Genomic DNA, 25,265 nt, shown 5'->3' on the forward strand with positions numbered 1-25,265 from the left:
CGTTCAGTCCCCGAGGGCGCTCGGCGGGGAGAACGCCGGTGTTCCCTCGCCGTCCGACCCGTCGCCGTCCGGCCCGTCGTCGTCGGACTCGGCGTCGTCCCCCACCAGTTCGCGCGCCAGCAGGGTCGCACCGGCGACGGCCCCCGGCATCAGGAAGACGGCGACGAACGGGACCAGGAAGGCGAGGCCCAGCGGTACGCCGAAGCCGAGGATCAGCAGCTTGCGGCCGCGCAGCAGGACCAGCCGGTCCTTCAGCACCAGGCCGCGCCGCTGGAGCGCGACGGCGGTGAGTTCCTCGGCCAGGAAGTAGCCGGTCACGCAGAAGCCGATCAGCGGAACGACGGTCTGCCCGGCGACCGGGACGAATCCGAAGGCGAAGAGCAACACCCCGTACAGCGCGACCCGCACCAGGATGCGCACGCTGTCGCGGGCGGAGATCCACAGTTCCCGCCACAGCGGCAGCCCCGACTCGGGCGCCTCGCCGCCCTCGGCCCGGTCGACCTCCTCGGACAGCGCCTCGTAGAAGGGCTGCCCGACCAGCAGCGTCACGGCGGTGAAGGTGATCACCGCCAGGAACAGGCCGAACGCGAAGACCAGCACGGTCAGGGTGTTGCGCAGCAGCCCCAGCCAGGGCGAGGACCAGTCGTCGGCGAACGGGGTGGCCCAGTCCGCCAGGTCGTCGGCCCCGTAGGCGAGGGCGACGAGCGCGCCCGCGTACACCACCAGGGTGATGAGACCGGGGATCAGGCCTATGCCGAGCCACCGGCCGTGCCGGACGACCCAGCGTTGACCGTTGATCAAATAACTGAAACCCGCCCCTGGATCACGCATGGCGTCAGCGTAGCGGGGAGCCGTACGGCCCCCGCTGGACGGGCCGAGGGCCGCACCCCGGGTGGGATGCGGCCCTCGGCCTGTCCAGTGCGGCTGCGGTCAGGCGACCGACAGCTCGACCTTGATGTTGCCGCGCGTCGCGTTCGAGTACGGGCACACCTGGTGGGCCTTCTCGATGAGCGCCTGCGCGGTCGCGGTGTCGACGTTCGGGATGGTCGCGGAGATCGCGACCTCCAGGCCGAAGCCACCGGCCTCGGTCTTGCCGATGGAGACCGAGGCGGTCACCGTGGAGCCGGAGATGTCGGCCTTCTCCTGCCGGGCCACGACGCCCAGCGCGCCCTGGAAGCAGGCGCTGTAGCCGGCCGCGAAGAGCTGCTCCGGGTTGGTGCCCGCGCCGCTTCCGCCCATCTCCTTCGGCGGGTTGACGACCACGTCGAGCTTGCCGTCGTCCGAGGAGACCCGGCCGTCACGGCCGTTCTCCGCGGTGGCGACGGCGGTGTACGCGACGGCGATGTCCTGAATGGTCATAGCTGTGAATCCTCCTGCTGATGCGCCGCGACTCGCGCCCACGATCGCGACGGCCTGGGATGAGCCTAACGGGTGCCCCTGCGGCGGTGTCAGCCGAGGGAAACGATCATCTTTCCGGTGTTCTCGCCGCGGAGCAGACCGAGGAAGGCCTCGAAGCCGTTCTCGATTCCCTCGACGGCCGTCTCGCGGTACTTGAGCTCGCCGGAGGCCAGCCAGCCGGCCACCTCCTGGACGAACTGCCCCTGGAGGCCGGCGTGGTCACCGACGAGCATGCCCTGGAGGCGCAGCCGCTTGCCGATGACGAGCGCGAGGTTGCGCGGGGCCGGGGTGGGCTCGGTCGCGTTGTACTGCGCGATCATGCCGCAGATGGTCGCACGGCCGTGCACGTTGAGCGAGGAGATCGCGGCTTCGAGGTGCTCGCCGCCGACGTTGTCGAAGTAGACGTCGATGCCGTCGGGGGCGGCCTCGCGCAGCTGCTCCGCGACGGGCCCGTCCTTGTAGTTGAACGCGGCGTCAAAGCCGTACTCCTCGACCAGCAGCTTGACCTTCTCGTCGGAGCCGGCGGAGCCGATGACCCGCGAGGCGCCCTTGAGCTTCGCCAGCTGGCCGACCTGGCTGCCGACCGCACCGGCCGCGCCGGAGACGAAGACCGCGTCGCCCTCCTTGAAGGAGGCGACCTCGAAGAGGCCCGCGTAGGCGGTGAGCCCGGGCATGCCGAGCACGCCGAGGTAGGCGGAGAGCGGGGCGAGGGAGGCGTCGACCTTCACGGCGTGCTTGGCCGGGACGTCGGCGTACTCGCGCCAGCCGAGGCCGTGCAGGACGTGGTCGCCGACCGCGAACCCGTCGGCGTTGGAGGCGACGACCTCGCCGACCGCGCCGCCGTCCATGGGGTGGTCCAGCTTGAACGGCGGGGTGTAGGACTTCACGTCGTTCATCCGGCCGCGCATGTACGGGTCGACCGAGAAGTGCAGGTTGCGGACGAGGATCCGGCCCTCGGCGGGAGCGGTGACCGGTGCCTCACGCAGCGCGAAATCCTCGGCCTTCGGCCAGCCGTGCGGACGGGCTACGAGGTGCCATTCACGGCTGGACGTGGGAAGAGCTGCAGACATGGGCTCGGTGTCTCCTCAGTGTCTCGGGGGGATCGGGGGATCTGGGTGGTGCTGTGAGGTGCGGGAAGCGGTTCCGCCGGGGCGGAAAAGCTTCATCATGTGAAACACCATGCTCCTGGATATTTCATGTTGTCAAGTAACCGGCTATCCTCAGCCTCATGGCCACTCGTACAGACCCACTGACCCTCGAAGTCGTCGAGCTCATCGGCACCGTCGTGGCGCGCTACTACGAGGAGTACGAGCAGGCCGCGGCCGCGCACAGCCTCACCGGCGCGCAGGCCCGGGTCCTCGGGCTGCTCTCCCTGGAGCCGATGCCGATGCGCAGGATCGCGCGGAAGCTGAAGTGCGAGCCGTCCAACGTCACCGGCATTGTGGACCGGCTGGAGGCGCGCGGCCTGGTGGAGCGCCGCCCCGATCCGGCCGACCGGCGGGTGAAGCTGGCCGCGCCCACCGAGCAGGGCGCCCGGACGGCGCGGCAGCTGCGCGAATCGCTCGACTTCGCCCGCGAGCCGCTGGCCGGCCTCTCCGACACGGACCGCGCGGTGCTGCGGGACCTGCTGCGCCGGATGCTGGGCATGGAACCGACGGGCTGAGCACCGCCCCGGGCCCCGTGTGGAAGCGTTGCCCCCATGACCGCTGCCACGCCCTTCGGCCCCCGAGAGTTCCAGCTCGTCCTGCTGCGCCGGATGGCCGATCACCAGCCGGACCTGGTCGAGGACGCCCGGCACGAGCTGAGCGCCACGCTCGCGGAGATGCGTGAGGCCAACCGGCGCTGGCAGGCCATGGTGCGGGCGCCACGGGGGCGGGGGGCGCTGCGGCGCTACCGTTCCGTGCTCGGTGAGCCCGAGAGCTCGGTGCGCCGCACGGTCGGCGACCTGGAGTGCGACGCGCTGCTGTGGCCGGTGCCGCTCTGGCCGGAGCTGCGGTTCGAGGTGATGGCCGGGCCCGGCGGGGCGGTGTGGAACGAGTGGCTGGTGCGGGCACCCGGCGCGGCCGCCCCCGCCCTGCGCTCGGTGGCGGACCTGCGCCCCTGGTCGTGCACCGTGGACGAGGTGGCGCGGGCCTTCGCACCGGCCCGCCCGATGGAGGGCAGCGCGCCGACCCGCTGGGCGCTCGCGATCACCGCTCCGGCGACCGCGCCGACGGACTCCCCGGTCCCCGGCGCACCGTATGTCGCGGAGTTCACCTGGGGGCTGTTCCAGCGGCTGCTGCCGCGCTGACGCAGCCGGCGGGCCCCGGCCGACGAGCCGTCAGCTCCGTACCCCCTACGGCGCATCCCAGCGCGCACAACGCCTCCCGGCGGCGCACGATACGAGGACAGCCGGCTGCCCGTCGGTACCCCCATCAGCGCTCTCGGGAGACCCGCCGTGACCGTCAGCCTCGATCAGTTGCGCCGTTGCCATGTCGCCGTCGACCTCGGGGCCGCCCGGACCCGGGTGTACGTCAAGGGGCTCGGGCTCGTCGTCGACGAGCCGAGCGCCGCCGCCGTGAACACCCGTACCGGGTCGCTCATCGCCGTCGGCGCGCTCGCCGAGCAGATGACGGGCCGCACCCCCCAGTACATCCGGGTGGTCCGTCCGGTCTCCGGCGGAACCGTCGTGGACATCGAGATGGCCCAGCGGATGCTGCGCCAGCTGCTGGGCGACAAGCTCCGCCGCCAGCTGCGCCGCAAGCCCAGGCTGCGCGCCGCCGCCTGCACCCCGCACGACAGCGATCCGCTCGCCCAGCGGGCCGCCGTCGAGACCATGGTCGGCCTCGGCGCCCGCCGGGTGGAACTGGTCGACACGCTGATCGCGGCGGCCGTGGGCTGCGGGCTGCCGGTCGAGCAGCCGACCGCCACCATGATCATGGTGTGCGGGGCCGCGACCACCCAGATCGCGGTGCTCTCGCTCGGCTCGATCGTCACCGCCGTACGCATCCCGATCGGCGGCGACGCGATCGACCACGCGGTCATCCAGCACCTGCGCCAGTACCACGAGCTGATGCTGCCGAGCCAGTCCGTACGCCCCCTGCAACTGGCGCTCAGCGGCAACGGCCTGACCTCGCAGGGGCCCGCCGTGACCGAGATCCACGGCCGGGACGTGGCCACCGGCCTGGCCCGCTCCGTAAAGGTCGACACCGCCGCCCTGCGGCAGGCGATCCACCGCCCGCTGACCTCGGTCCTGGACGGACTGGGCAAGGTGCTGCGGGACTGCCCGCCCGATCTGGTGGCCGACCTCGCGGACTGCGGGATCATGATGGTCGGCGGCAGCGCGCTGCTCCCCGGCCTCGACCAGATGCTGCGCGACGCGACCGGGATGCCGGTACAGATCGCCGAGCGGCCCGACGTCTGCTCGGTCCTGGGGCTCGGCGCCATGCTGGACGGCAAGATCCGCCCGATGGTCCTCGACCCGCTCTCCTGCTGAGCACCCCGGGTCGTACGGCGGATGACCGACGAACCACGTGACGCGGCACACCGCGGTGAAGTCCCGCAGGCGCCCCGGCTGCCGATGCTCCTGGAGGCGGTGCTGAGCGTCGGCACCGATCTCGGGCTGCGGGCCACCCTCCAGCAGATCATCGACACCGCCACCGCCCTCACCGGGGCCCGCTACGGCGCGCTGGGCGTGCTGGACGCCGAGCGCGGCACCATCCGCGAACTGTTCGTCTGCGGGCTGACCGACGAGGAACGGGAGGCCGTCGGGGACTTCCCGGACGGCCACACGGGGATGCTCGGGGCGCTCATCGAGGAGCCGGGCCCGCTGCGCTCCGACGACGTCACGGCCGATCCGCGCTCCACCGGACAGCCCCCCGGCCACCCCCCGATGCACTCGTTCCTCGGCGCCCCGATCCTGGTCCACGACGAGGTCTTCGGGAACATCTACCTCACCGAGAAGAGCACCGCGCACTTCACCGAGACCGACGCGGCGCTCCTTCGCGTCCTCGCCTCGCAGGCCGGGATCGCGATCGGCAACGCCCGGCTCTACGAGACGGTCCGGCAGCGGGAACGCTGGATCGAGGGCGCGGCCGCGGTCACCACCACCCTGCTGACCGGGGAGAACGCCGCCGACGCCCTGATGACCGTGGCGGAGCGGGCCAGGATCCTCAGCGACGCGGCGGCCGGGGTGATCCTCCAGCCGGACGGGGAGGGCGGGATGGAGATCGTCGTCGCGTCCACGCTCGACGATCCGGCCGGACTGGTGGGCACCGCCATCGAACCCGGCTCCCCCGTCCTGGTGCAGCTGCTGGGCGGTGAGCCGGTCTTCCTGGAGGACTCCGCGACCGATCCCCGGATGACCACCCATGTGCGGTCCCGGTTCGGACCCAGCATGATGCTGCCGTTGCAGAGCGGCGGCCGGCTCATCGGCACCCTCGCCCTGCCCCGGCGGCGCGGCGGCCGCCCGTACACGGCCGTGGACCGGCTGCTGGCCTCGCAGTTCGCCTCGCAGGCCGCCCTCGCGCTGGTCCTGGCGGACGCCCAGCACGACCGGGAGCAGCTGGCGGTGTACGAGGACCGGGACCGGATCGCCCGCGATCTGCACGATCTCGTCGTCCAGCGGCTGTTCGCCACCGAGATGATGCTGGAGTCGACCCGGCGCCGGGCCGCCACCGGGCAGACCGACGAGCTGCTCGGCAGGGCGGTGGACGAACTGGACTCCACGATCCAGGAGGTCAGGACGACCATCTTCGCCCTCCAGCAGCCGCCCGCCCAGGCCCCCACCACCTTCAGGGGCCAGGTGCTGCGGGAGACCCGGGGGGCCGCCGCGGTGCTGGGCTTCCCGCCGTCGGTGCAGTTCACCGGGGCGGTGGACGCCCTGGTGCGGGAGCCGGTGGGCGGGCAGCTGCTGGCCGCGCTGCGAGGGGCGCTGGCGGCCGCGCACCGCAGGGCCGGGGTCTCGGAGATCGAGGTGGTGGTCGACGCGACGGCGGTACTGCCGGACGGCCGGGCCGCCGTCCGGCTGACGGTCCGGGACGACGGGCGGGAGGAGGACGGCACGCGGCCGCCGGCCGTCAGCTGGCAGGCGCCCCTCTGAGCGCGACCCTGGTGTTGGAGTGGGCGACGCCCGCCTCCCGCCGCAGCCTGCGCAGCAGTGCGTCGAGCGCCGCGGTGTCGGCTGCGATGGCGCGTACCAGGTAGTCGTGCCCGCCCGTCACGTGCACCACCTCTGTGATGCCGGGCAGGGTCAGCACGGCCCGCTCGAAGACCTCGTTGGTGGTGTCCACCCGCAGGGTCACGTCGATGAAGACGACCAGGCCGGTCCTGGTGTCGGCGGCGGGGTCGATGATCACGGTGAAGCCGCGGATGACACCGTCCCGGCGCAGCCGCCGCACCCGGTCGGCCGCCGCGTTGGCGCTGAGCCCGACCCGTTCCCCCAGGTCGCGGTACGAGATCCGCGCGTCCTCTTGGAGTACGCCGAGGATTTCCCTGTCCAGACGGTCCATACCGCGATTGTCCCAGCTTTCGGACATCTGCGACTTTCGGGCGGCTCTTCCCGGCCCCCGGATGGAGCACGCCGACGGGCCCGGGGCCCCTTTCCGACCTTGACTGACTGTGTGGAAACAGCCGTCAAGCAGTCACCCGCTCCGGCCGCCTCCGGCGCCGCCTACCGCAACCTCGTGATGGCCACGATCGGCTTCGCGCTCACCTTCTGGGCCTGGAACCTGATCGCGCCCATGTCCGACGCGTACAAGGAGCGGCTCGGGCTGAGTTCGTTCCAGCAGTCGCTGCTGGTCGCCGTGCCGGTGCTGGTCGGCTCACTGGGGCGGATTCCGGTGGGCGCGCTCACCGACAAGTTCGGTGCGCGGCTGATGTTCCCGATGGTCTCGGCGCTCACCATCGTGCCGGTGCTGCTGCTGATCCCGGCGAAGGACTCCTACGGCGCGATGCTGGCCGTGGGTTTCCTGCTGGGGCTGGGCGGCACCACGTTCGCGATCGGCATCCCGCTGGTCAACTCGTGGTTCCCGCCTGCGGAACGGGGCCTGGCCCTCGGTGTGTTCGGCATGGGCATGGGCGGTGTGGCGCTGTCCGGGTACTTCACCCCGAGGATCGCCAAGCACGGCGACAACCTGCCGTTCCTGGTGGTCGCCGGGGCGCTCGTGGTGTACGCGGCGCTGGCGGCGGTGCTGGTCAACGACCGGCCGGGCCGGCAGGTGCCGACCGACACGCTGGCCCACCGGCTGGGTGCGGCGGGGCGGCTGCGGGTCACCTGGGAGCTGTCGGCGCTGTACGCGATCGGCTTCGGCGGCATCGTGGCGTTCGGCGTCTACCTGCCGACGTACCTGAAGACCTGGTACGACCTCTCGCCGACCGACGCCGGTACGAAGGCGGCCGGGTTCGCCCTGGTCACGGTCATCTTCCGGCCGATCGGCGGCTGGCTCTCGGACCGGATGCACCCGGCGCTGGTCTCCTCGGCGGCGCTCGGGGTGGCCGCCCTGATGGCGATCGTCCAGGCCTTCGACCCGAAGCTGATGCCCGGCGGCACGATCGCGCTGCTGATCATGGCGGCCGGTCTCGGTACCGCGAGCGGCAGCGTCTTCGCCCTGGTCTCGCAGGTGACCCCGCAGGCGAAGGTGGGCAGTGTGACCGGGATCGTCGGCGCCATGGGCGGGCTCGGCGGCTTCGTGCCGCCGCTGGTGATGGGCGCGATCTACAGCTCGAAGGGCTCCTACTCGATCGGCTTCATGCTGCTGTCCGATCTGGCGCTGGCCGGGTGTGTGTACGCGTACGGGCGGATGCGGACCATCAAGCGGGACGCCTGAGGGCCCCCGCGCGAAAAGAACGGCAGCGTCCCCGCCGGGACGCTGCCGTTCGTCGTGGGACCGTTCAGCGGGCGGTGCGAGCGGCCGTGCGCCGCTGCTCGAACTTCTCCGCCCAGTACGCCGTCCGGTCGAGGTAGGCCGTCTCCGCGGCGGCCCCGGTCTTCCCGTACGCCCCTTCGTAACTCTGGTAGCCGTGTCCGGCGGGCGGGGTGCTCGACGCGGGTTCGATCGGGCTGCCCTCGTGCCATTCGTTGAAGGAGGTGACGGAGACCCAGGAGGGCGATCCGCCGATGGCCGGGTCGAGCGCGTTGCTCCACTCCAGGTCGTAGGAGGCGCCGTCCTCGCGTCCCAGGGTGGGGGTGGTGTTGCCGGGGACGGCCCGGTCGTCGATGTAGCCGGGGGCCACCGAGGGCGCCCAGACCAGGTTGTTGGCCGCCGCGTACTCCCCCGCCTGCTTCCAGCCGGGGGCGGTGGCACCGGCGATGCCGTCGTAGGTGTAGATCCCGCCGAAGTGCGCGACCTTGGTGGTGTCGGTGGTCTGGGCGAGGACGATGGCGCTGTCGCTCACCGCGTCCAGGGCCGACCAGTCCTGGATCTTCAGGCTCTCGAAGACGTAGAACGCCGGGCGGTTGCCGTGCTCGGCGTCCCGGTAGTAGGCGGGGCTGTCGCCGTACGTGTCGTTCAGATAGGCGATGTCGTCGACCACGGAGGCCGCCGTCCGGTCGCCGTACGGTTCGATGTGCCAGGCGACCTTGATGCCGTGCCGGGCGGCGGCCTCCAGGACGACCGGGGCGAGCTTGTCCTCGTAGCCGCCCTGTCCCCACCAGCTGTAGACGATGACTCCGGCGCCCGACTGCTCGATCCACTTCATGTGCTGCTCGACGGCCCCGGCGGCGTCACCGGAGTCGTACGGGCCGAGCTTCGGGTAGAGGTCGGCGCCGATGTCGTCGGGCGGGGTGTGGCCGCCCTGCTCCCAGTGGCGCCAGCTGCCGTTGGTCTCCGGGGTGCCGTACCACGGGTAGTAGAAGAGGTGCACGTTGGAGGAGCCGGCGGCCTTGGTGTCCTGCTCCCTGGCCAGAGTGAAGCTGTCGATGTCGAAGAGGGAGCCCGCTCCCCCGGTGAACCGGAGGAACAGCGGGCCGGAACCGGCTCCGGGCAGGGCGCCGGTCACCTCCGTGAAGGTCTCCCAGCCGCCGGTCGGGGCGACGTCCACCGAGCCGAGCAGCGGCCCGGTGGCCGAGCCGGAGTGCACCTCGATGGTGCCGCCCGCCCCGGCGGAGGAGACCTTCGCGGTGAAGGAGGTGGCCCCGGCGGTGTCGACGGAGGCGTAGCCCGTCCAGTCGCCGTTGTCGATGTAGCCGAGGGTGGCCCCGCCGCCCGCCCCGGCGTGCGCGGCGCTCTGCACACCGGAGGAGGAGGTGTACGACTCCGCCTCCACGGGGTCGTCACCACCGGGCTCCGTGGTGCCGGATCCGCAGTCGGCCGACACCGTGCCGGCCGCGTACTGGATGCCGCCGAGCAGCAGTTGACGGAAGTCCGGATCGCTGTACGACTCGATGGTGTGGCCGAGTCCGGTGTAGAACGACCGTCCCTCCTGCTGCGGGTGGCACCAGGTGATCGGGTGGTCGTCGCCCATCTCGCCGCCGGTGTAGCTGCTTTCGTCCAGGGTCTGGAGCACGTGGACGTCGGCGCGCGGGTTGCTGCGGTAGTTGTACAGCTCGTCGGTCCGGGTCCACTCGTCGTCCAGGTGCGAGGTCGCCGGGTGGGCGTGGTCCTCGGTGACGACCTTCGCCTCCTGGATCGCCGGGTGGCTCTTGAACCAGGCGCCGACGAGGTGCTCGTAGGATGGCCAGTCGTACTCGGTGTCGGCGGCCGCGTGGACACCGACGAATCCGCCGCCGCCGTCCACGTACGCGGACAGCGCGTCCTGCTGCGCGTCGTCCAGTACGTCGCCGGTGGTGGAGAGGAAGACCACCGCCTCGTACCCGGCGAGGTTCGCGGGGGTGAAGGCGGCGGCGTCCTCCGTGGCGGTGACGTCGAAGCCGTCCGCCGCGCCCAGTTCCTGGATCGCGGTGATGCCGGCCGGGATGGAGTCGTGCCGGAATCCGGCGGTCTTGGAGAAGACCAGCACGTGGTACGGGTCAGCGGCCGGGGCGGCTCCCGCAGGGGCGGCTCCCGCCGGGGCAGGGGCCAGGACGGCGGCGCCCAGGGCCAGGGCGGCTGCGCACGCGATATCGCGTGCGCGCCGGGCGAGTCGGCGTCTCATGTGCGCTCACTCCCCCGTCTCGAAGGTGAAGGCGTCCAGGTCGAACAGGTTCCCCTGGCCCGTGGGCCCCTTGAAGACGAGGAAGAGTTCGGTGGTGCCCGCGGGCGCGTTGCTCACGTCCGCCGAGACGTCGGTGAAGGTCTCCCAGTCTCCGGTGGGTGCGACGGTCAGGGTCGAGAGCAGGGTGCCGGTGGGGGAACCCGCGCGGACCTCAAGGGTGCCGCCGGGACCGGCGGAGGAGACCCGGGCCGAGATGCCGGTGGCGTTGGCCAGGGCGTACGGCTCGAAGGAGATCCAGTCGCCGTTGTCGGTGAAGCCGACGGTGGCGCCGCCCTCGGCCGATCCGTGCTGGGCGGGCTCGATGCCGGACTGGGCCGCGAAGTGCTCGGCCTGCCGGTGCCGGGGCTGGAGGATGTTGGCACCGTGGCCGGTGAGCCCGCCCGCGTCGGTGTACTCGGCGTCGAAGACCCCGTAGATGTTGGCGGCGCTGTCGTGCTCGCCGTCGACGGGTACGTCGATGGTGCCGGTGCAGCCGTTCTTCGAGGTGATCTGGTGGCGGTGGCTGTCGTGGCCCAGGAGGTAGGTCACCTTGACCTTCGAGCAGTCGACGGTGCCGTCCTCCGGGTCGGTGACCGTGACGGTGAAAGGCACGGAGTCACCGAAGGAGAAGAGCCCCCCGTTGGCCGGGGTGGTCAGGGTGACCGTGGGGGCGGTGTTGCCGGCCGTCACGACGAGGCTGGCGGTGCCGGTGAGCCCCTCGGGGTCGGTGACCGTGAGGGTCGGGTTGAAGGTACCGGCGGTGGTGTAGGTGTGCTTCGGGTTGGCGTCGGTGGAGGTGGCGCCGTCACCGAAGTCCCAGGCGTAGCTGAGCGCCCCGCCCTCGGGGTCCGCGCTGCCGTCCGCCGAGAAGGCGACGTCGAGCGGGGTGGGTCCGGAGGTGCGGTCCGCGGCGGCCTTGGCGACCGGGGAGCGGTTGCTGCCCGCCAGGTACTCGACGCGGTACAGCGCCTGGTTGCCGGAGCCGGTGCCGTAGTCCAGGACGTACAGCGCGCCGTCCGGGCCGAACGCGGAGTCCATCACCTGGGTCCCGGTCCACGGGAAGGAGTCGATGGTTCCGGGTGATCCGTCGGCCTTCACCTCGATCGGCTTGATCCACTTGCGGCCGTACTCGGTGGCGAAGAAGCGGCCGTCCAGGGACTCGGGGAACTTCACGCCCGAGTCGAGGTCCGCGTCGTAGTGGTAGACCGGTCCGGCCATCGGCGATTCGGAGCCGCCGCCGAACTCGGGCGGGGTGCCCGAGTCACCGCCGTACTTGATCCAGGCGGACTTCACGGAGGGCAGCTTCGGCTGGCCGGTGTTGCGGAAGGAGTTGTTGGCCGGGCCGCCCGCGCAGTCGTACTTCGCACCGGACGGGCCGTCGGGGAAGGTGTACTCGTTGTACGCCTCAGAGGTGGTGTTGGTGCCCGTGCAGTACGGCCAGCCGAAGTTGCCGGGCCCGGTGACGCGGTCGAACTCGACCTGGCCGCCGGGGCCCCGGTTGGCGTCGGTGGTCCCGGCGTCGGGGCCGTAGTCGCCCACGTAGACGGTGCCGGTCTGCTTGTCGACGGACATCCGGAACGGGTTGCGGAAGCCCATCGCGTAGATCTCCGGCCGGGTCTTCTCCGTGCCGGGGGCGAAGAGGTTGCCGGCCGGGACGGTGTAGCCGCCGTCGGCGGTCGGCTTGATCCGCAGCAGCTTGCCGCGCAGGTCGTTGGTGTTGCCGGAGGAGCGCTGGGCGTCGAACTGCGGGTTGCGCTCGGTGCGTTCGTCGATCGGCGCGTATCCGGCCGACTCGAAGGGGTTGGTGTCGTCGCCGGTGGTCAGGTAGAGGTTCCCGGCGGCGTCGAAGTCGATGTCACCGCCGACGTGGCAGCACTGGCCCCGGTCGTTGCCGACTTCGAGCAGGACCTTCTCGCTCGCGGTGTCGAGGGTGCCGTCGGCCTTCATCGTGAACCGGGAGAGGTTCAGGTGACCTTTCCACGCCTCGAAGTCGGCGGCGGTCCCGGTCACCGGGGCGTCGCCGGCCGGGGTGTCCAGTACGGGTGAGTAATAGAGGTAGAGGTAGCGGTTGGTGGCGAAGTCCGGGTCGGCCGCGACGCCCTGCAACCCCTCCTCGTCATGCGTGTAGACATTCAGCTTGGCGGCCGTCTTCGTCGTCCCGGCGGCGTCGGTCAGCCGGACCGTGCCGTCCCGGGCGGTGTGGACGACGGACTTGTCCGGGAGGACGGCGAGGGACATCGCCTCGCCCAGCTCGTCCGGGCCCAGGGCCAGTTGGACCTGCTGGTAGTCGGCGGCCGGTATATCGGCCCGGATGTGCTGCGCGGTGGGTGTGACGGGTGCGGCCACGGCGGTACCGGCGGCGAGAGAGCCGGCGGCCACCAGGGTGAGGGCCGTGAGGGCCCTGGACCACAGGGGTGGGGACAGAGGCATGAACGCTTCCTTCCTGACGGTGCGTGGGGTTGTCAGGCAAGGCGCTGTGTCGCGCTTTGCGACGTGCGTGTGCTGCCGGAGGGGCGGCGATGCGGCCAGGTTCTTACTTCGCGTTCTTACTCAGCGTTCTTACTTTGCGCCGCGCCGAGGTGCCCTGCCGGAGTGAACTTTTTGCATGCTGGCAACGCAAAATTAATTTGTCAAGGTCGTATCCAAATCCCCGCCGGATGCCCCGTACAGCCATCCGGCACGGATTCCGGATCACATTCCGAGGACGGAAGCGCTTCGCTTCTCTAGGGTTCGCAGGGTGATGCCACTCTTGCCTGCACTCCAGGACCCCGCCGGTTCGCCGGCCGCCGGTGAAGCCGACCGCGAAGCTCTCAGGTTCGGCGAACAGTCCATCGGCTACGCACAGTTGGCCGCCGCGGCGGACTCGCTCGCCACCCGGATCGCGGAGGCCGGGCGGGTAGCCGTCTGGGCCACCGCGACCCCGGAGACCGTGGTCGCGGTGGTCGCCGCGCTACGGGCCGGCGTGCCCGCCGTGCCGCTCAACCCGAAGACGGGCGAGCGGGAGCTGGCCCACATCGTCTCCGACAGCGCGCCCACGACGGTGCTGGCGGCGGCCGGTGACGTACTGCCTCCCGCCCTGGCCGCGCTGGTCCGGGTGGACGTGGACACGGCCGCCGCACCGCGGACGCGCTCCACCGGGTTCCCCGAGCCCTCCCCCGAGTCCCCCGCCCTGATCGTGTACACCTCCGGCACCACAGGGCCGCCCAAGGGCGCGGTCCTGCCGCGCCGGGCCGTCGCCGCCACCCTGGACGCGCTGGAGGACGCCTGGCAGTGGACCGGCGACGACGTCCTCGTCCACGCGCTGCCGCTGTTCCACGTGCACGGACTGATCCTCGGCGTCCTGGGCCCGCTGCGGCGGGGCGGCTCGGTCCGCCATCTCGGCCGGTTCTCCACCGAGGGCGTGGCCCGGGAGCTGGAGTCGGGCGGCACGATGCTGTTCGGCGTGCCGACGATGTACCACCGCATCGCGGAAGCGCTTGACGGGCCGGCCGCGTCCGGCGGGCTCGCGAAGGCCCTCGCGGGCGCCCGGCTGCTGGTCTCCGGCTCCGCGGCGCTGCCGGTCCACGACCACGAGCGGATCGCGGCGGCGACCGGCCGCCGGGTCATCGAGCGGTACGGCATGACGGAGACGCTCATGAACACGGGCGTACGGGCCGACGGCGAAGCCCGCCCCGGCACCGTCGGCGCCCCGCTGCGCGGCGTCGAACTCCGCCTGGTCGAGGAGGACGGCAGCGCGCTCGCGGACCCCGCGTCCATCGGTGAGATCCAGGTGCGCGGCCCGAACCTGTTCACCGGCTACCTCAACCGCCCCGAGGCAACGGCCGCCGCGCTCACCGCCGACGGCTGGTTCCGCACCGGGGACATGGCCACCCTCGACCCCGACGGTTACGTACGGATCGTCGGCCGCAAGGCCACCGACCTGATCAAGAGCGGCGGCTACAAGATCGGCGCGGGCGAGATCGAGAACGCCCTGCTGGACCACCCGGGCGTCCGCGAGGCCGCCGTCACCGGAGAACCCGACCCGGACCTGGGCGAGCGGATCGTCGCCTGGGTGGTGCCGGCGGACCCCGACTCCCCGCCCCCGGCCGACGAACTCGCCGCCCATGTCGCGGCGCAGCTCTCCCCTCACAAGCGGCCGCGCACCGTCCGCTACCTGGACGCGCTGCCGCGCAACGACCTGGGCAAGATCATGAAGCGGTCGCTCCATGGCTGACCGGCTCTCGGCCCGCGCCGCGATCGCCGCCGTCACCGCCGACTTCACCGAGTCCACCGCGCCGCGCGAGGACACCTCGGCCGACGGCCCCCTCGGCTGGACGGGATACGCGGACTCCCGGGCACGGGCCACCGCCCGTACCGGCGAGCGGGAGTCCGTGGTGCACGGCCTCGCCACCGTCGGGGGCCACCGCTGCGTGCTGGTCTCGTTCGAGTTCGGGTTCCTCGGCGGCTCGCTCGGTCAGCGCACCGGGGACCGGCTGGAGGCCGCGTACGAGGAGGCCGTGGCCCGGCGCCTCCCGCTCGTCTCGCTGATCGCCACGGGCGGCAGCCGGATGCAGGAGGGCATGATCGCGCTCACCCAGCTGCACCGGGTGGCCGCCGCCTCCGCCCGGCTGCGCGCGGCCGGCCCGGCGCAGCTCGCGGTCCTGCGCGACCCGACGACCGGCGGCGGCTGGGCGACCCTCGGCGCGGGCGCCGATGTGATCCTGGCGCTGCCCGGGGCCCAGGTCGGCTTCGCCGGCTCCCGGGTACGGCCGCCCGGCGCGGACCCGGCGGCGTATACAGCGGAGGGACAGTTGGCGGCCGGCCAGATCGACGCGATCGTGCCGCCGGAGGAGCTGGCCGCGACGGTGGGCCACTGGCTGGGGGCGCTGGCGTACCGGGGGGCGGGGGTTACGGCGGGGGCGGGGGCGACTCACCCGGCTCACCCGGCTACGGCGGGGGCGGAGGCCGCCCACCCCGCACCCGCACCCGCCCCCGTCCCGGAGGCCCTCTCCGCGAGCGGGCTGCCCCGGACCGGCTGGGACGCGGTGCTCCGGGCCAGGTCTGCGGCGCGGCCGCGCGCCGAGGCGTATCTGGACGCCTACTTCGGGATGCGGCTCCCGCTCCACGGCGACCGCTGCGGGGGCACCGACCCCGGGCTGCTCTGCGGCTTCGGGCTGCGCGAGGGGCGGCCCATCGCGTACGTCGCCCAGTGCGGCACCCCGACCCGCCCGGCCGGCTACCGCACGGCGGCCCGGGTGATCAGGCTGGCCGACCGGCTCGGCGTCCCGGTCCTCACCCTGGTCGACACCCCGGGCGCCGCCAACGACGCGGAGGCGGAACGGGCCGGTGCGGGCGCGGCCATCGCGGACGCGTTCGCGGCGATCGCGGCCGCCCGGGTCCCCGTCACGACCCTGGTGATCGGTGAGGGCGGTTCGGGCGGCGCGCTGGCCCTGGCCGCTCCGGGCCGTACCCATGTCACCGCCGACAGCTACTTCTCGGTCATCGCCCCCGAGCTCGCGGCGGCGATCCTGAAGCGCTCCCCGGACCAGGCGCACGCCACGGCGGACCAGTTGCGGCTGCGCCCGCAGGACTTGGTGGACCTGGGCGTGGCCCGCTCGGTCGTAGGGCCCGGCTCGGCGCGCAGAGGAGGCAACAGGTCGATAGCGTAATAAGGGGGACAGATCCACAGAGCTGCATCGGGATACGTCTTCGAGTGAAGAGAGAGGCCAGGTCATGGCCGCAGAATCAGAGGGCACTCCGTGCTGGGCCGACGCGACGTTCGGTGACATCGAGGGTGCGAAGCGCTTCTACGGTGAGCTGCTGGGCTGGACCTACGGCGACTCGCTGTCCGAGTACGGCAACTACACCCAGGCGTACGTGGACGGGCAGGCGGTCGCCGCCCTGATGCCTCCCCTCCCCGGCCAGGAGGTACCGGCCGCCTGGACGCTCTACCTCGCCTCGCCGGACGCGGCGGCCACCGCTGCGAAGATCCGCGAGAACAACGGCGAGCTGCTGGTGGAGCCCATGCGGGTCGGGGAGTTCGGCACGATGGTGCTGGCCCGCGACCCGGGCGGGACGGCGTTCGGCGTGTGGCAGTCCGGCAGCCACGAGGGGTTCGGCGCGCGCAACGTGCCCGGCGCCTACAGCTGGGCCGAGGTCTTCACCCGGGAACCGGAGAAGGCGGACCCCTTCTTCCGCGCCGTGTTCGGGTACGGGCTCAAGCGCATGGAGGACGACGCGGTCGACTTCGCGCTGTACGACCTGGGCGCGGACCCGGTGCTCGGCCGGATGAAGATGACGGAGGACTTCCCGCCGGAGGTGCCGCCGTACATGAACGTGTACTTCACCGTCGCGGACTGCGACGCGGCCGTGGAGAAGGCCAAGGCGCTCGGGGCGCAGCTCCGGTTCGGCCCGCTCACCATCCCGTTCGGCCGGTTCGCGGCGCTGACCGACCCGCAGGGCGCGCCGTTCTCGCTGATCGACGGGACGACGACGGGCGGCGAGCTGCCGACGCTCAAGGATGTCGCCTGACCCCGTTGTCCCTCTTACGCCTCGGGGGCGTGTGCGTCGTAGCGCGCGAACCGGGGCCACCGCAGGGCCAGCAGCAGCACGGCGGCCACGCACACGATCCCGCCCCCGGTGACGGCCGCGGTGGGCGAGGCGAGGTCGGCGACCGATCCGGCCAGGAAGTCCCCGAGCCGGGGGCCGCCCGCGACGACGACGATGAACACGCCCTGGAGCCGCCCGCGCATCTCGTCCGGCACCGCGGCCTGGAGCATCGTGTTGCGGAATACCATCGAGGTGGTGTCGGCAGCCCCCGCGAGCGCCAGGAAGACGAGCCCGAGCCAGAGCTGCCGGGTCAGCCCGAACACCGCCACGGCGGTGCCCCAGCTCGCGACCGCGAAGAGCACGGCGAGCCCGTGGCGCCGGATCCGCCCCAGCCAGCCGGAGAACACCCCGCCCAGCAGCGCGCCCAGGGCCGGGGCCGCGACCAGCAGTCCGGTGGTCTTCGCGTCGCCCCCGTACCAGAGGACGGCGACGACGGGGAAGAGTGCGCGGGGGTTGGCCAGCACCATGGCGCACATGTCGGTGAAGAAGGTCATCCGGAGGTTGGGCCGGGTCCCCAGGAACCGCAGCCCGTCCATGACGGAGGCCCGCTTCGCGGCCCCGGCGGCGCCCTCGCCCCGGTCCGGCAGCATGGCGGGCAGCCGCCACATCGCGTAGAGCGAGGCGGTGAAGGTGACGGCGTCGACGCCGTACGCGGCCCGGTAGCCCCACCAGCCGACGATGAGCCCGCCGAGCATCGGCCCGACGAGCCCGCCCGTGGTGCTGGTCATGGAGTTCAGCGCGTTGGCGGCGGGCAGCTGTTCGGCCGGCAGGAGACGGGCGATCATCGAGCTGCGGGCCGGGGAGTTGAGCGCGAAGCAGACGGCCTGGAGCGCGACGACCCCGTACAGCAGGCCCACCTGCTCCACTCCGGCGACGGTGATCGCCACCAGGGCGACGGAGAGCGCGAACGAGCCGAAGGCGCTGACCAGTCCCAGCTTGCGCCGGTCCACGGTGTCCGCGATGGCCCCGCCGTACAGTCCGAAGACGACCAGCGGGACGAACGAGCAGAACCCGATCAGTCCGACGGAGAACGCCGACCCGGTGAGGTCGTACACCTGGAGCGAGACGGCGAGTGCCGTCATGCCCTGCCCGACCCAGGAGACCGTGTTCCCGAACCAGAGCCGCCGGTAGTCGGGGGAGGTCCGCAGCGGGGTCAGGTCGGCGAGTATTCGGGTGCGGGGTACATCGGGTTCGGTCGTTTCGGTCACAGCGGATGGTAGCCAGTCGGCGGGTGAGCCGGTCCGGGGGCCCGGCTGATCAGGCCTTTCCCGCCTGGTCGAGCAGTTCCTGAAGACGCAGGCCCCGGGCCGCGTCGATGCCGGTCCCGGTCCCGGTCCGGACGGCGTCGGCGAACTCGCGCCGGAGCACCGGCCAGCACTCCTCGTGGTCGAGGTCCGCCGTGTCGTAGACGAGTTCTTCGCCGGGGCCGAAGAGTTCGATGCGGGTCCGGGCGCGCGGGAGGCTGACGCTGCCCGAGAGGGACGCCTGGCTGACCGCCCCGTTCTCGTGCTCGCAGGTCAGCTCGGTCCAGCGGCGCGGGTCGCCGGTGCCGCGTACCGAGACGATCGGTGCGACGGCGCTGTCCAGCAGATCCAGCAGATGGGGTCCGAGGTCGAGCAGCGCACCGTGCTCCAGTCGCCAGCCCGTCGCGAACTCGCCGCCGAGGAAGGCACCGTGCAGATAGCAGGACCGGGCTCCGAAAACCTCACGGGTGGCCGCCTCGGCCAGGAAGGCCCGGGTGGCCGGGTGGTAGCGCTTGGTGAGGACGAGCTGTGAGACGACGCCGTGTTCGGCGACGGCGTCCGCGACGGCACGGGCCGCCGCGAGGTCGGCGCCCAGCGGCTTCTCCATCAGCAGTGCCCGGCCGGCGGCGGCCGCCTGTACGGCCAGCCCCGCCTGGACGGCGGGCGGCACGGCGAAGGCGACCGCCTCGCAGTGGTCGAGGAGTTCCTCGAACGAACCGGCGGCCCGTGCCCCGTGGGCCCGCGCGAGCTCGGCGGCCGCTTCCGGGCGTCGGGCCCAGACCCCGGTCAGAGCCGTCTCGGGCCCTGCGGCCAGCATCCGGGCGTGCATGGCACGGGCCCAGGGGCCGGCGCCGACCAGCCCGACGCGGACCGGCGGATGGGACAGGCCGTCCGGGACAGGGGCAACGACGTGGGACATGGTGCTTCTCCGTGGATGGGGGCGGGGGCCGGTACGGGTGCGGGTACGGGTACGGCTCAGCCGGTCCCGGTGCTGCGGGCGAGTGCGAGTGCGGCGAGCCGGGCGTCGGCCCGGTCGGGCGCGTAGAGATGGTCGACGACCATGACGGCCGCCCCGAGCAGGGCGGCCCGGTCACCGAGGGTGGAGGTGGTGACCTGGAGGTGGGCGGTGGTGCGGGGCAGGGCCCGCTGGTAGAGGAGTTCGCGTACGCCGGTGAGGAAGGGTGTTCCCGCCAGGTCGCCGCCGAGCATCAGGACTCCGGGGTTGAGGAGAGTGACGACCGTGACGAGTACCTCTCCGATGCGCTGTCCTGCCTCGCGGGCGAGCCGGACCGCGTCCGGGTGTCCCGCCGCGAGGTGTTCGCGCACGTCGGAGCCGGACGCGGTGGGCACCCCGGCTGCGGTGAGCTGTTCCGCGATGGCCCGTCCGCTGGCGACGGCCGCCAGACAGCCGTAGGAGCCGCACATGCACAGGGCGTCGGGGCGGTCGTGGAGCCGGATGTGGCCGATGTCGCCGGCCCCTCCGTCGATCCCCCGGTACACCTCGCCGCCCACGACCACTCCGGCGCCGATTCCGGTGGAGGCCTTGATCAGTACGAAGGCCGAGCAGTCGGGGTGGTTCTCGCGCTGCTCGGCCAGCGCCATCAGGTTGGCGTCGTTGTCGACGAACACGGGGAGCGGGCCGCTGTCGAGGGGCGTCCCGACGTGCTCCGCGAAGGCGTCCCGCAGTCGCTCACGTACCGGGAAGCCGTCCCAGCCGGGCATGATCGGGGGCTGCACGATCCGGGCGGACTCCCAGTCGACGGGGCCCGGCACGGACAGGCCGATCCCGCAGACCCGGTCCGGTGTGGTGCCCGCCCGGTCCAGGAGCGGGCCGAACCAGCGGGCGAGCCGGTCCAGTACCGGCTCGGGGCCGTCGGCGATGACCAGTTCACCGGTGTGCTCGGCCAGCACCGTGCCGGACAGGTCCAGGACGGCGGCGCGGCCGTGCCGGGTTTCGAGGTCGGCGACGAGGACCACGGCGTGGGTGGGGTCGAACTCCAGCCGGGCGGAGGGGCGTCCGCCGGTGGACGTGCCGGTCGCGCCGCGCAGCCAGCCGGCTCCGAAGAGCTGGTCGAGGCGGTTGCCGACGGTCGACCTCGAAAGCCCGGTGGCCTGCTGCAACTCGCCGCGTGTGGTGGCCGCGCCGCTGCGGATGAGCCGTAGCAGATGCCCCGCGCTCGCCTGATTTCCTGTCATCCCCGCCGCCCTCGTCCTGTTCTCGTTCCGTGCCCGAGGCCCGTTGTGCCGCCTCCGCGCCGCCCCCGTACCGTCCCTGACCTGTGTTCAGCCCTTGTCGGCGCCGCTGGTCAGCCCTTCGGTGAGAAGCCGCTCGGCGGCGAAGAACAGCAGTACCACGGGGATGGTGAGGACCACAGACCCGGCCATGAGTACGGTCTTGGACACCTCGATGCCGTTGGCCAGCTGCTGGAGTCCCAGGGAGACGGTCCACTTGTCCGGATCGGCCGCCAGGAAGAGCAGCGCGAAGAGGAATTCGTTCCAGGCGATCATGAAGACGTAGAGCCCGGTGGCCATGAGGGTCGGCAGCGCGAGCGGCAGGATGATCCTGCGGACGGTCTGGAGGCGGGAGGCGCCGTCGATCGCGGCGGCTTCCTCGATGCTGAACGGGATGGTGACGAAGTAGTTCTTCAGCATGTAGATCGAGACGGGCACGGTCTGGGCGATGTAGACGATGGCCAGTCCCACCAGGCTGCCGGAGAGGCCCATCTTCGCGAACATCACGAAGAGTGGCACCGCCAGCAGGGTGGCCGGGAAGAGGTAGACGGCCAGGAAGAGCGCGCTGACGTGCCGGTTGCCGAAGAACTTCAGCCGGCTGACGGCGTAGGCGCCGGGCACCGCTGCGGCGAGCGTGAGCAGGACCGTCGCCACGGCGACGAGCGCCGAGTTGAGCAGCATGCCGAGGAAGCCCTGACCGCCCTCGGAGGTCGGCTTGAGGACGCTCTCGTAGGTGGCGAGGGTGAAGTCCTTCGCGGAGACCCAGAGGTTGCCGGGGTCCAGGAGGAGGGCGTCGATGGGCTTCACCGACAGCATCAGCATGTAGTAGAAGGGCACGATCGTGATCGCCGCGAGGAAGGCGATCACGACCCAGCGGAGGGTTCCGAAGAGCCGTTCCTCGAACTGGGCGCGGCTCATGGTCCGGCGGGGCCGCGCGGGCGGAGCGGTCCGGGCGGGCTCGGTCGTCCGCTCACGGGTCGCGGACGGTGCGGGGGTCATGCCGACTCCTCCTGAACCTTCTTGCCGAAGAACTTGAAGTAGATGCCCAGCAGCGCCATCAGGACGACGGCGAGCACCAGGGCCTGCGCCGACGCCGCTCCGACGTCGAAGCGCGAGGTGAGGAAGTCGTAGACGCGGACGGCGACGACGTCCGTGCCCGATCCGCCGCCGGTGAGCAGGTAGATGTCGTCGAACTTGTTGAACGTCATGATGAAGCGCAGGACGGACAGCAGGGCGATGACGGGCATCATCTGCGGCAGCAGGATGTGCCGGAAGCGCTGGGAGAGGGTCGCTCCGTCGACCTCCGCGGCCTCTTCGAGGCTGCCGGGGACGGCCTGGAGACGGGCCAGCATGAAGAGGAACGCGAACGGGAAGTAGCGCCAGGTCTCGAAGGCGATGACGGTCAGCAGCGCCAGCGGGATGTCGAAGTGGACCCCGAACAGGCCGACTTCGTAGGAGCGGGTGGACAGGAAGGCGATCGGGTCGTCCCAGCCGAAGAGCTTCTGGCCCCATTCGTTGACGATCCCGTACTGCGGGCTGAGCGCGACCTCCCAGACGAAGGAGACCGCCACGACGGGCGCGACGTACGGCAGGAGCATCGCGGCCCGCAGGACGCCCCGGCCCCGGAAGGGCTTGCGCAGGGCGAGGGCGGCGATCAGCCCGAGGATCACGGAGCCCGCGGTGGCGCCGATCGTGTAGAGCAGCGTGGTGCCGAGGCTGCTCCAGAATCCGGGCGAGCCGAAGACCTGCTCGAAGTTGTCCAGGGTCCAGCGGCCGAAGAGGCCGTTCTCCTGGATGTCGACGAGCTTGGCGTTCTGGAAGGCGAGCAGGACGGTCCACAGGATCGGCAGGATCACCACGACCAGGACGACCAGGAAGGTGGGGGTCACGAAGGCGAGGCCCGCGCGGTTCTCCCGCCTGCTGGCGGTCTGTGGCCGGCTGCGGCGCTTCGTCGCGCCGCTCTGGATTGTGCTCATGGGATCGGTTACCTCGGTGACGGATCGGCCGGGTGCGGCTACTGGAGGGACTTCTGGAGGGCGGCCACTTCGTCGTTGGCCTCCTTGGCGGCCTCGTCCGGTGAGAGCTGTCCGCTCGTCATCGCCCCGATGGCCTTGGCGACGGGCAGTTCGCCGTTGGTGGCACCGACGAGGGCGCCCTGCCCCTGGGTCAGGCCCCATCGCTTCATGTCGCTGACGCCCTTGACGAGCTGGTCGAGGAGCTCGGACGGGTAGGCCTTCTGCAGGGACTCGCGGTGGTCGACGCCCATGACGCCGGCCCGCCAGGCCCGCTGGAAGGAGCCGGGGTCCTGCGGGGTGCCGGTGCGGACCGGGATCTTGCCCTCGGGGGCCATGCCGAACCAGTCCTGGTAGCCCTTGCCCATCATGTACTCGATGAACTTCTGCGAGGCCCCGGTCTCGGCGGTCCTGGTGACGGCCCAGGAGGTGATCTCGCCGAACTGTGCGGGCTCCTTGCCGTCGGGGCCCTGGAGTGAGGTGACGACGCCGGTGTTGCGGGCGAGGAACTTCGGGTCCTTCTTGCACTCCGGGCAGCTCGGCAGCGCGTCGGAGCGCAGCCCGGCCAGCTCGTCGAGGAGGAAGGCGGACCAGACCATCATCGAGGACTTGCCCGAGAAGTAGGTGGCCCGGGTGGTGTCCACGCTCTGGGTGCCCGGGGCGCCGTGCTTGCGCGCCAGGTCGTCGTAGGCGGTGAAGGCCGCGCGGCAGGCGGGCGAGTCGAGAGCCGGTTCGCCCTTCTCGTCGACGAGCTGGCAGTCGTTGGCCAGGGCGAGGTCCTCGAAGCTCTGCTGGGTGAAGACGTCCGAGGGGTCGGTGGCCAGGGAGATGCCGTCCCGGCCGTCCTTGTCCAGGGCCGCGGCGGCCTTCAGCGCGCTGCCGTAACTCTTCGGCGGCTCAAGTCCGGCCTTCGCGAACAGGTCCTTGCGGTAGACGAGGAGCTGGAGCCAGGCGTCGGAGGGCACGGCGAGCCGTGCCCCGTGGTCCTGGGTGAGGGACAGCGCGTTGGCGTTGAACGTGCCGGGGTCGAGGTCCTTCACGATCTTGTCCGCGACCTCGGTGTTGAGCAGGCCGTTGCCGTACATCTGCCAGACCTGTCCCATCGGGACGGCGCCGATGACGTCCGGGAGCTTGCCGGCCGCGGCGGCGGACATGATCAGCTGCGGGAGCTGTGCCTCGTCGACGCCGACCAGGTCGACCTTGACGCCGGTCTCCCGTTCGAACCGGCTGATGACCTTCTTGGTCGCCGCCACGCGTGGTGGCAGGTTCTCCTGCGACCACACCGTGATCCGGTTGTCGGGCTTCTGCTCGGCACCGGAGCTGCCGCAGCCCGCGAGCAGGCCTGCGGCCAGGGTCGCGGCGAGCCCGAACAGGGTCGCCCTCGACCGGCGGGTCCTCATCACCATGCCTCTTCCTCACGCCACTTACGCACTTTCAGTACGCATCTCAGCATCACTTTTGCTTGTTGACAAGACATAACTCTGAGATATCTTCGACTTAAGTAAGCGAGCAACGCTCTTCCTCCACCAGATCCGGAGCTTCCCGTGGAACGCGTCGTCCAGTTCGTCGGCCCTCGTCAGGTCGAAGTCGCCGAGCACGAGAGCGCCCCGCTGCCGGCCGGTCATCTGCGGGTCCGCACCCGCTACTCCGGCATCTCGGCGGGCACCGAACTCACCGCCTACCGAGGCACGAACCCGTATCTGACCCGCACCTGGGACGCCGAGGCCCGGATCTTCCGCGACGGCGCCGCCGGCATCGAATATCCGGTGGCCGGCTGGGGCTACTCCGAGGTCGGTGAGGTCACCGAGGTCTCCCCCGAACTCGTCGGGACGCCGGGGATGCCGGTCACCGGCGATCTGGTGTGGGGCATCTGGGGCCACCGCAGCGAGGGCATCGTGCCGGCCGAGCGCATGGTGGGCCACACCCTGCCCGCCGGTCTTGAGCCGCTGGCCGGGGCCTTCGCCCGGGTCGGCGCCATCGCGTACAACGCCGTCCTGGCGGCGGACATCCACCTCGGGGAGGACGTCGCCGTCTTCGGGCAGGGCGTCATCGGCCTGCTCACCACGCGGCTGGCCCAGCTCAACGGCGCCCGGGTCACCGCCGTGGACGCGCTCGACGGACGCCTGACCACCGCCCGCGCGTACGGCGCGCGCCACACGCTCAACGCCCGCACCGACACCGTCGCGGAGCGCATCCGCGAGGCCACGGGCGGCACCGGCGCGGACGTCGCCATCGAGATCAGCGGGGTGTACCCGGCGCTGCACGAGGCCCTGCGCTCGGTCACCGTCGGCGGCAGGGTCGTCGCCTCCGGCTTCTACCAGGGCGACGGGGCGGGCCTGCGCCTGGGCGATGAGTTCCACCACAACCGCGTCCAGCTCATCTGCTCGCAGATCGGCGGCGTCCCCCCGCAGCTCGCCGGACGGTGGACCGTCGAACGCCTCCAGCAGACCTTCCTCTCCCTGGTCGCAGAGGGCCAGGTCGATGTGGAGTCCCTGGTCAGCCATGTCGTGCCGGTGGCGGAGGCCGCCGACGCCTATGTGCTCCTGGACGAGCGGCCCGCAGAGGCGCTCCAGATCGTCCTGGAGTTCTGAGCCTCCCCGGGGACAGCCGCCCCGCGCACCCCCCGTCCGCCGCCGTAACCCGCCCGACGACACCACCCCGAGCGCTGCCCGTCAGCGCC

21 protein-coding genes are annotated in these 25,265 nt (G+C 71.8%); 9 read left to right on the forward strand and 12 right to left on the reverse strand.

Annotated elements, in window-relative coordinates; all coding sequences use genetic code 11:
- Positions 1 to 3 precede the first annotated feature (3 nt).
- The 3 genes from ACZ601_RS06940 to ACZ601_RS06950 all read right to left on the reverse strand — a co-directional run bounded on the left by ACZ601_RS06940 (position 4) and on the right by ACZ601_RS06950 (position 2,468).
- Entirely contained in the window at positions 4 to 831 is an 828-nt protein-coding gene (locus ACZ601_RS06940; RefSeq protein WP_469534012.1) for an EI24 domain-containing protein, read from the reverse strand.
- 99 nt (positions 832 to 930) lie between these two features.
- On the reverse strand, positions 931 to 1,359 hold the full coding sequence (locus ACZ601_RS06945) for an organic hydroperoxide resistance protein (RefSeq protein WP_123526140.1): 429 nt from the start codon (positions 1,357 to 1,359) through the stop codon (positions 931 to 933).
- Positions 1,360 to 1,448: 89 nt separating this feature from the next.
- Positions 1,449 to 2,468, reverse strand: a complete 1,020-nt coding sequence (locus tag ACZ601_RS06950) for an NADP-dependent oxidoreductase (protein WP_440574635.1) — start codon at positions 2,466 to 2,468, stop codon at positions 1,449 to 1,451.
- Between the two features lie 158 nt (positions 2,469 to 2,626).
- Between ACZ601_RS06950 and ACZ601_RS06955 the strand changes: the two genes are divergently transcribed.
- The 4 genes from ACZ601_RS06955 to ACZ601_RS06970 all read left to right on the forward strand — a co-directional run bounded on the left by ACZ601_RS06955 (position 2,627) and on the right by ACZ601_RS06970 (position 6,478).
- Complete coding sequence (locus ACZ601_RS06955; protein WP_440574636.1) at positions 2,627 to 3,061, forward strand: MarR family winged helix-turn-helix transcriptional regulator; 435 nt, start codon at positions 2,627 to 2,629, stop codon at positions 3,059 to 3,061.
- A 36-nt stretch (positions 3,062 to 3,097) separates the two neighbouring features.
- A complete protein-coding gene (locus ACZ601_RS06960; RefSeq protein WP_440574637.1) occupies positions 3,098 to 3,688 on the forward strand; it encodes a hypothetical protein in 591 nt (196 codons plus the stop codon).
- A 147-nt stretch (positions 3,689 to 3,835) separates the two neighbouring features.
- A complete protein-coding gene (locus tag ACZ601_RS06965; protein ID WP_440574638.1) occupies positions 3,836 to 4,873 on the forward strand; it encodes a rod shape-determining protein in 1,038 nt (345 codons plus the stop codon).
- A 21-nt stretch (positions 4,874 to 4,894) separates the two neighbouring features.
- The gene (locus tag ACZ601_RS06970; protein WP_469534018.1) at positions 4,895 to 6,478 is read left to right on the forward strand and encodes a GAF domain-containing sensor histidine kinase; all 1,584 of its coding nucleotides are present in this window, start codon (positions 4,895 to 4,897) and stop codon (positions 6,476 to 6,478) included.
- Here ACZ601_RS06970 and ACZ601_RS06975 read toward each other — a convergent pair.
- The gene (locus ACZ601_RS06975; RefSeq protein WP_390092381.1) at positions 6,456 to 6,887 is read right to left on the reverse strand and encodes an Lrp/AsnC family transcriptional regulator; all 432 of its coding nucleotides are present in this window, start codon (positions 6,885 to 6,887) and stop codon (positions 6,456 to 6,458) included. The two genes, ACZ601_RS06970 and ACZ601_RS06975, sit on opposite strands and share 23 nt — an antisense overlap.
- A 111-nt stretch (positions 6,888 to 6,998) precedes the next feature.
- Here ACZ601_RS06975 and ACZ601_RS06980 point away from each other — a divergent pair, with 111 nt between their 5' ends.
- Positions 6,999 to 8,204: an MFS transporter gene (locus tag ACZ601_RS06980; protein WP_469534021.1), complete on the forward strand. Its 1,206-nt coding sequence runs from the start codon at positions 6,999 to 7,001 to the stop codon at positions 8,202 to 8,204.
- Between the two features lie 64 nt (positions 8,205 to 8,268).
- Here ACZ601_RS06980 and ACZ601_RS06985 read toward each other — a convergent pair whose 3' ends face one another.
- Together ACZ601_RS06985 and ACZ601_RS06990 are read right to left on the reverse strand one after the other, a co-directional pair.
- Positions 8,269 to 10,470, reverse strand: a complete 2,202-nt coding sequence (locus ACZ601_RS06985; RefSeq protein WP_469534024.1) for a glycoside hydrolase family 99 protein — start codon at positions 10,468 to 10,470, stop codon at positions 8,269 to 8,271.
- 6 nt (positions 10,471 to 10,476) lie between these two features.
- Complete coding sequence (locus tag ACZ601_RS06990; RefSeq protein WP_469534026.1) at positions 10,477 to 12,939, reverse strand: PQQ-dependent sugar dehydrogenase; 2,463 nt, start codon at positions 12,937 to 12,939, stop codon at positions 10,477 to 10,479.
- 310 nt (positions 12,940 to 13,249) lie between these two features.
- On the opposite strand from ACZ601_RS06990, the gene ACZ601_RS06995 reads away from it, so the two are divergent.
- The 3 genes from ACZ601_RS06995 (at position 13,250) to ACZ601_RS07005 (ending at position 17,019) form a co-directional block, all read left to right on the forward strand.
- Positions 13,250 to 14,722: an acyl-CoA synthetase gene (locus ACZ601_RS06995; protein WP_469534029.1), complete on the forward strand. Its 1,473-nt coding sequence runs from the start codon at positions 13,250 to 13,252 to the stop codon at positions 14,720 to 14,722.
- The gene (locus tag ACZ601_RS07000) at positions 14,715 to 16,157 is read left to right on the forward strand and encodes a carboxyl transferase domain-containing protein (RefSeq protein ID WP_469534032.1); all 1,443 of its coding nucleotides are present in this window, start codon (positions 14,715 to 14,717) and stop codon (positions 16,155 to 16,157) included. Before ACZ601_RS06995 ends, ACZ601_RS07000 begins: the two co-directional genes overlap by 8 nt.
- 64 nt (positions 16,158 to 16,221) lie before the next feature.
- Entirely contained in the window at positions 16,222 to 17,019 is a 798-nt protein-coding gene (locus ACZ601_RS07005) for a VOC family protein (protein WP_469534035.1), read from the forward strand.
- 14 nt (positions 17,020 to 17,033) lie between these two features.
- On the opposite strand, the gene ACZ601_RS07010 is transcribed toward ACZ601_RS07005, so the two are convergent.
- The 6 genes from ACZ601_RS07010 to ACZ601_RS07035 form a co-directional block, all read right to left on the reverse strand.
- On the reverse strand, positions 17,034 to 18,305 hold the full coding sequence (locus tag ACZ601_RS07010) for an MFS transporter (RefSeq protein ID WP_469534037.1): 1,272 nt from the start codon (positions 18,303 to 18,305) through the stop codon (positions 17,034 to 17,036).
- A gap of 49 nt (positions 18,306 to 18,354) precedes the next feature.
- Positions 18,355 to 19,260, reverse strand: coding sequence for a Gfo/Idh/MocA family protein (locus ACZ601_RS07015; RefSeq protein WP_469534040.1), 906 nt, complete (start codon positions 19,258 to 19,260; stop codon positions 18,355 to 18,357).
- A gap of 56 nt (positions 19,261 to 19,316) precedes the next feature.
- Positions 19,317 to 20,537, reverse strand: a complete 1,221-nt coding sequence (locus ACZ601_RS07020) for an ROK family protein (RefSeq protein WP_469534043.1) — start codon at positions 20,535 to 20,537, stop codon at positions 19,317 to 19,319.
- A gap of 87 nt (positions 20,538 to 20,624) precedes the next feature.
- Positions 20,625 to 21,491, reverse strand: coding sequence for a carbohydrate ABC transporter permease (locus ACZ601_RS07025; RefSeq protein ID WP_440574663.1), 867 nt, complete (start codon positions 21,489 to 21,491; stop codon positions 20,625 to 20,627).
- 77 nt (positions 21,492 to 21,568) lie between these two features.
- On the reverse strand, positions 21,569 to 22,549 hold the full coding sequence (locus tag ACZ601_RS07030; RefSeq protein WP_440574646.1) for a carbohydrate ABC transporter permease: 981 nt from the start codon (positions 22,547 to 22,549) through the stop codon (positions 21,569 to 21,571).
- 38 nt (positions 22,550 to 22,587) lie between these two features.
- Positions 22,588 to 23,991, reverse strand: coding sequence for an ABC transporter substrate-binding protein (locus ACZ601_RS07035; RefSeq protein WP_469534047.1), 1,404 nt, complete (start codon positions 23,989 to 23,991; stop codon positions 22,588 to 22,590).
- Between the two features lie 138 nt (positions 23,992 to 24,129).
- On the opposite strand from ACZ601_RS07035, the gene ACZ601_RS07040 reads away from it, so the two are divergent.
- Positions 24,130 to 25,176 (forward strand): zinc-dependent alcohol dehydrogenase, encoded by a 1,047-nt coding sequence (locus tag ACZ601_RS07040; RefSeq protein WP_440574648.1) that lies wholly within the window; start codon positions 24,130 to 24,132, stop codon positions 25,174 to 25,176.
- Positions 25,177 to 25,265 lie beyond the last annotated feature (89 nt).

The sequence above is a fragment of the Streptomyces sp. NPDC104307 genome (assembly GCF_055584045.1).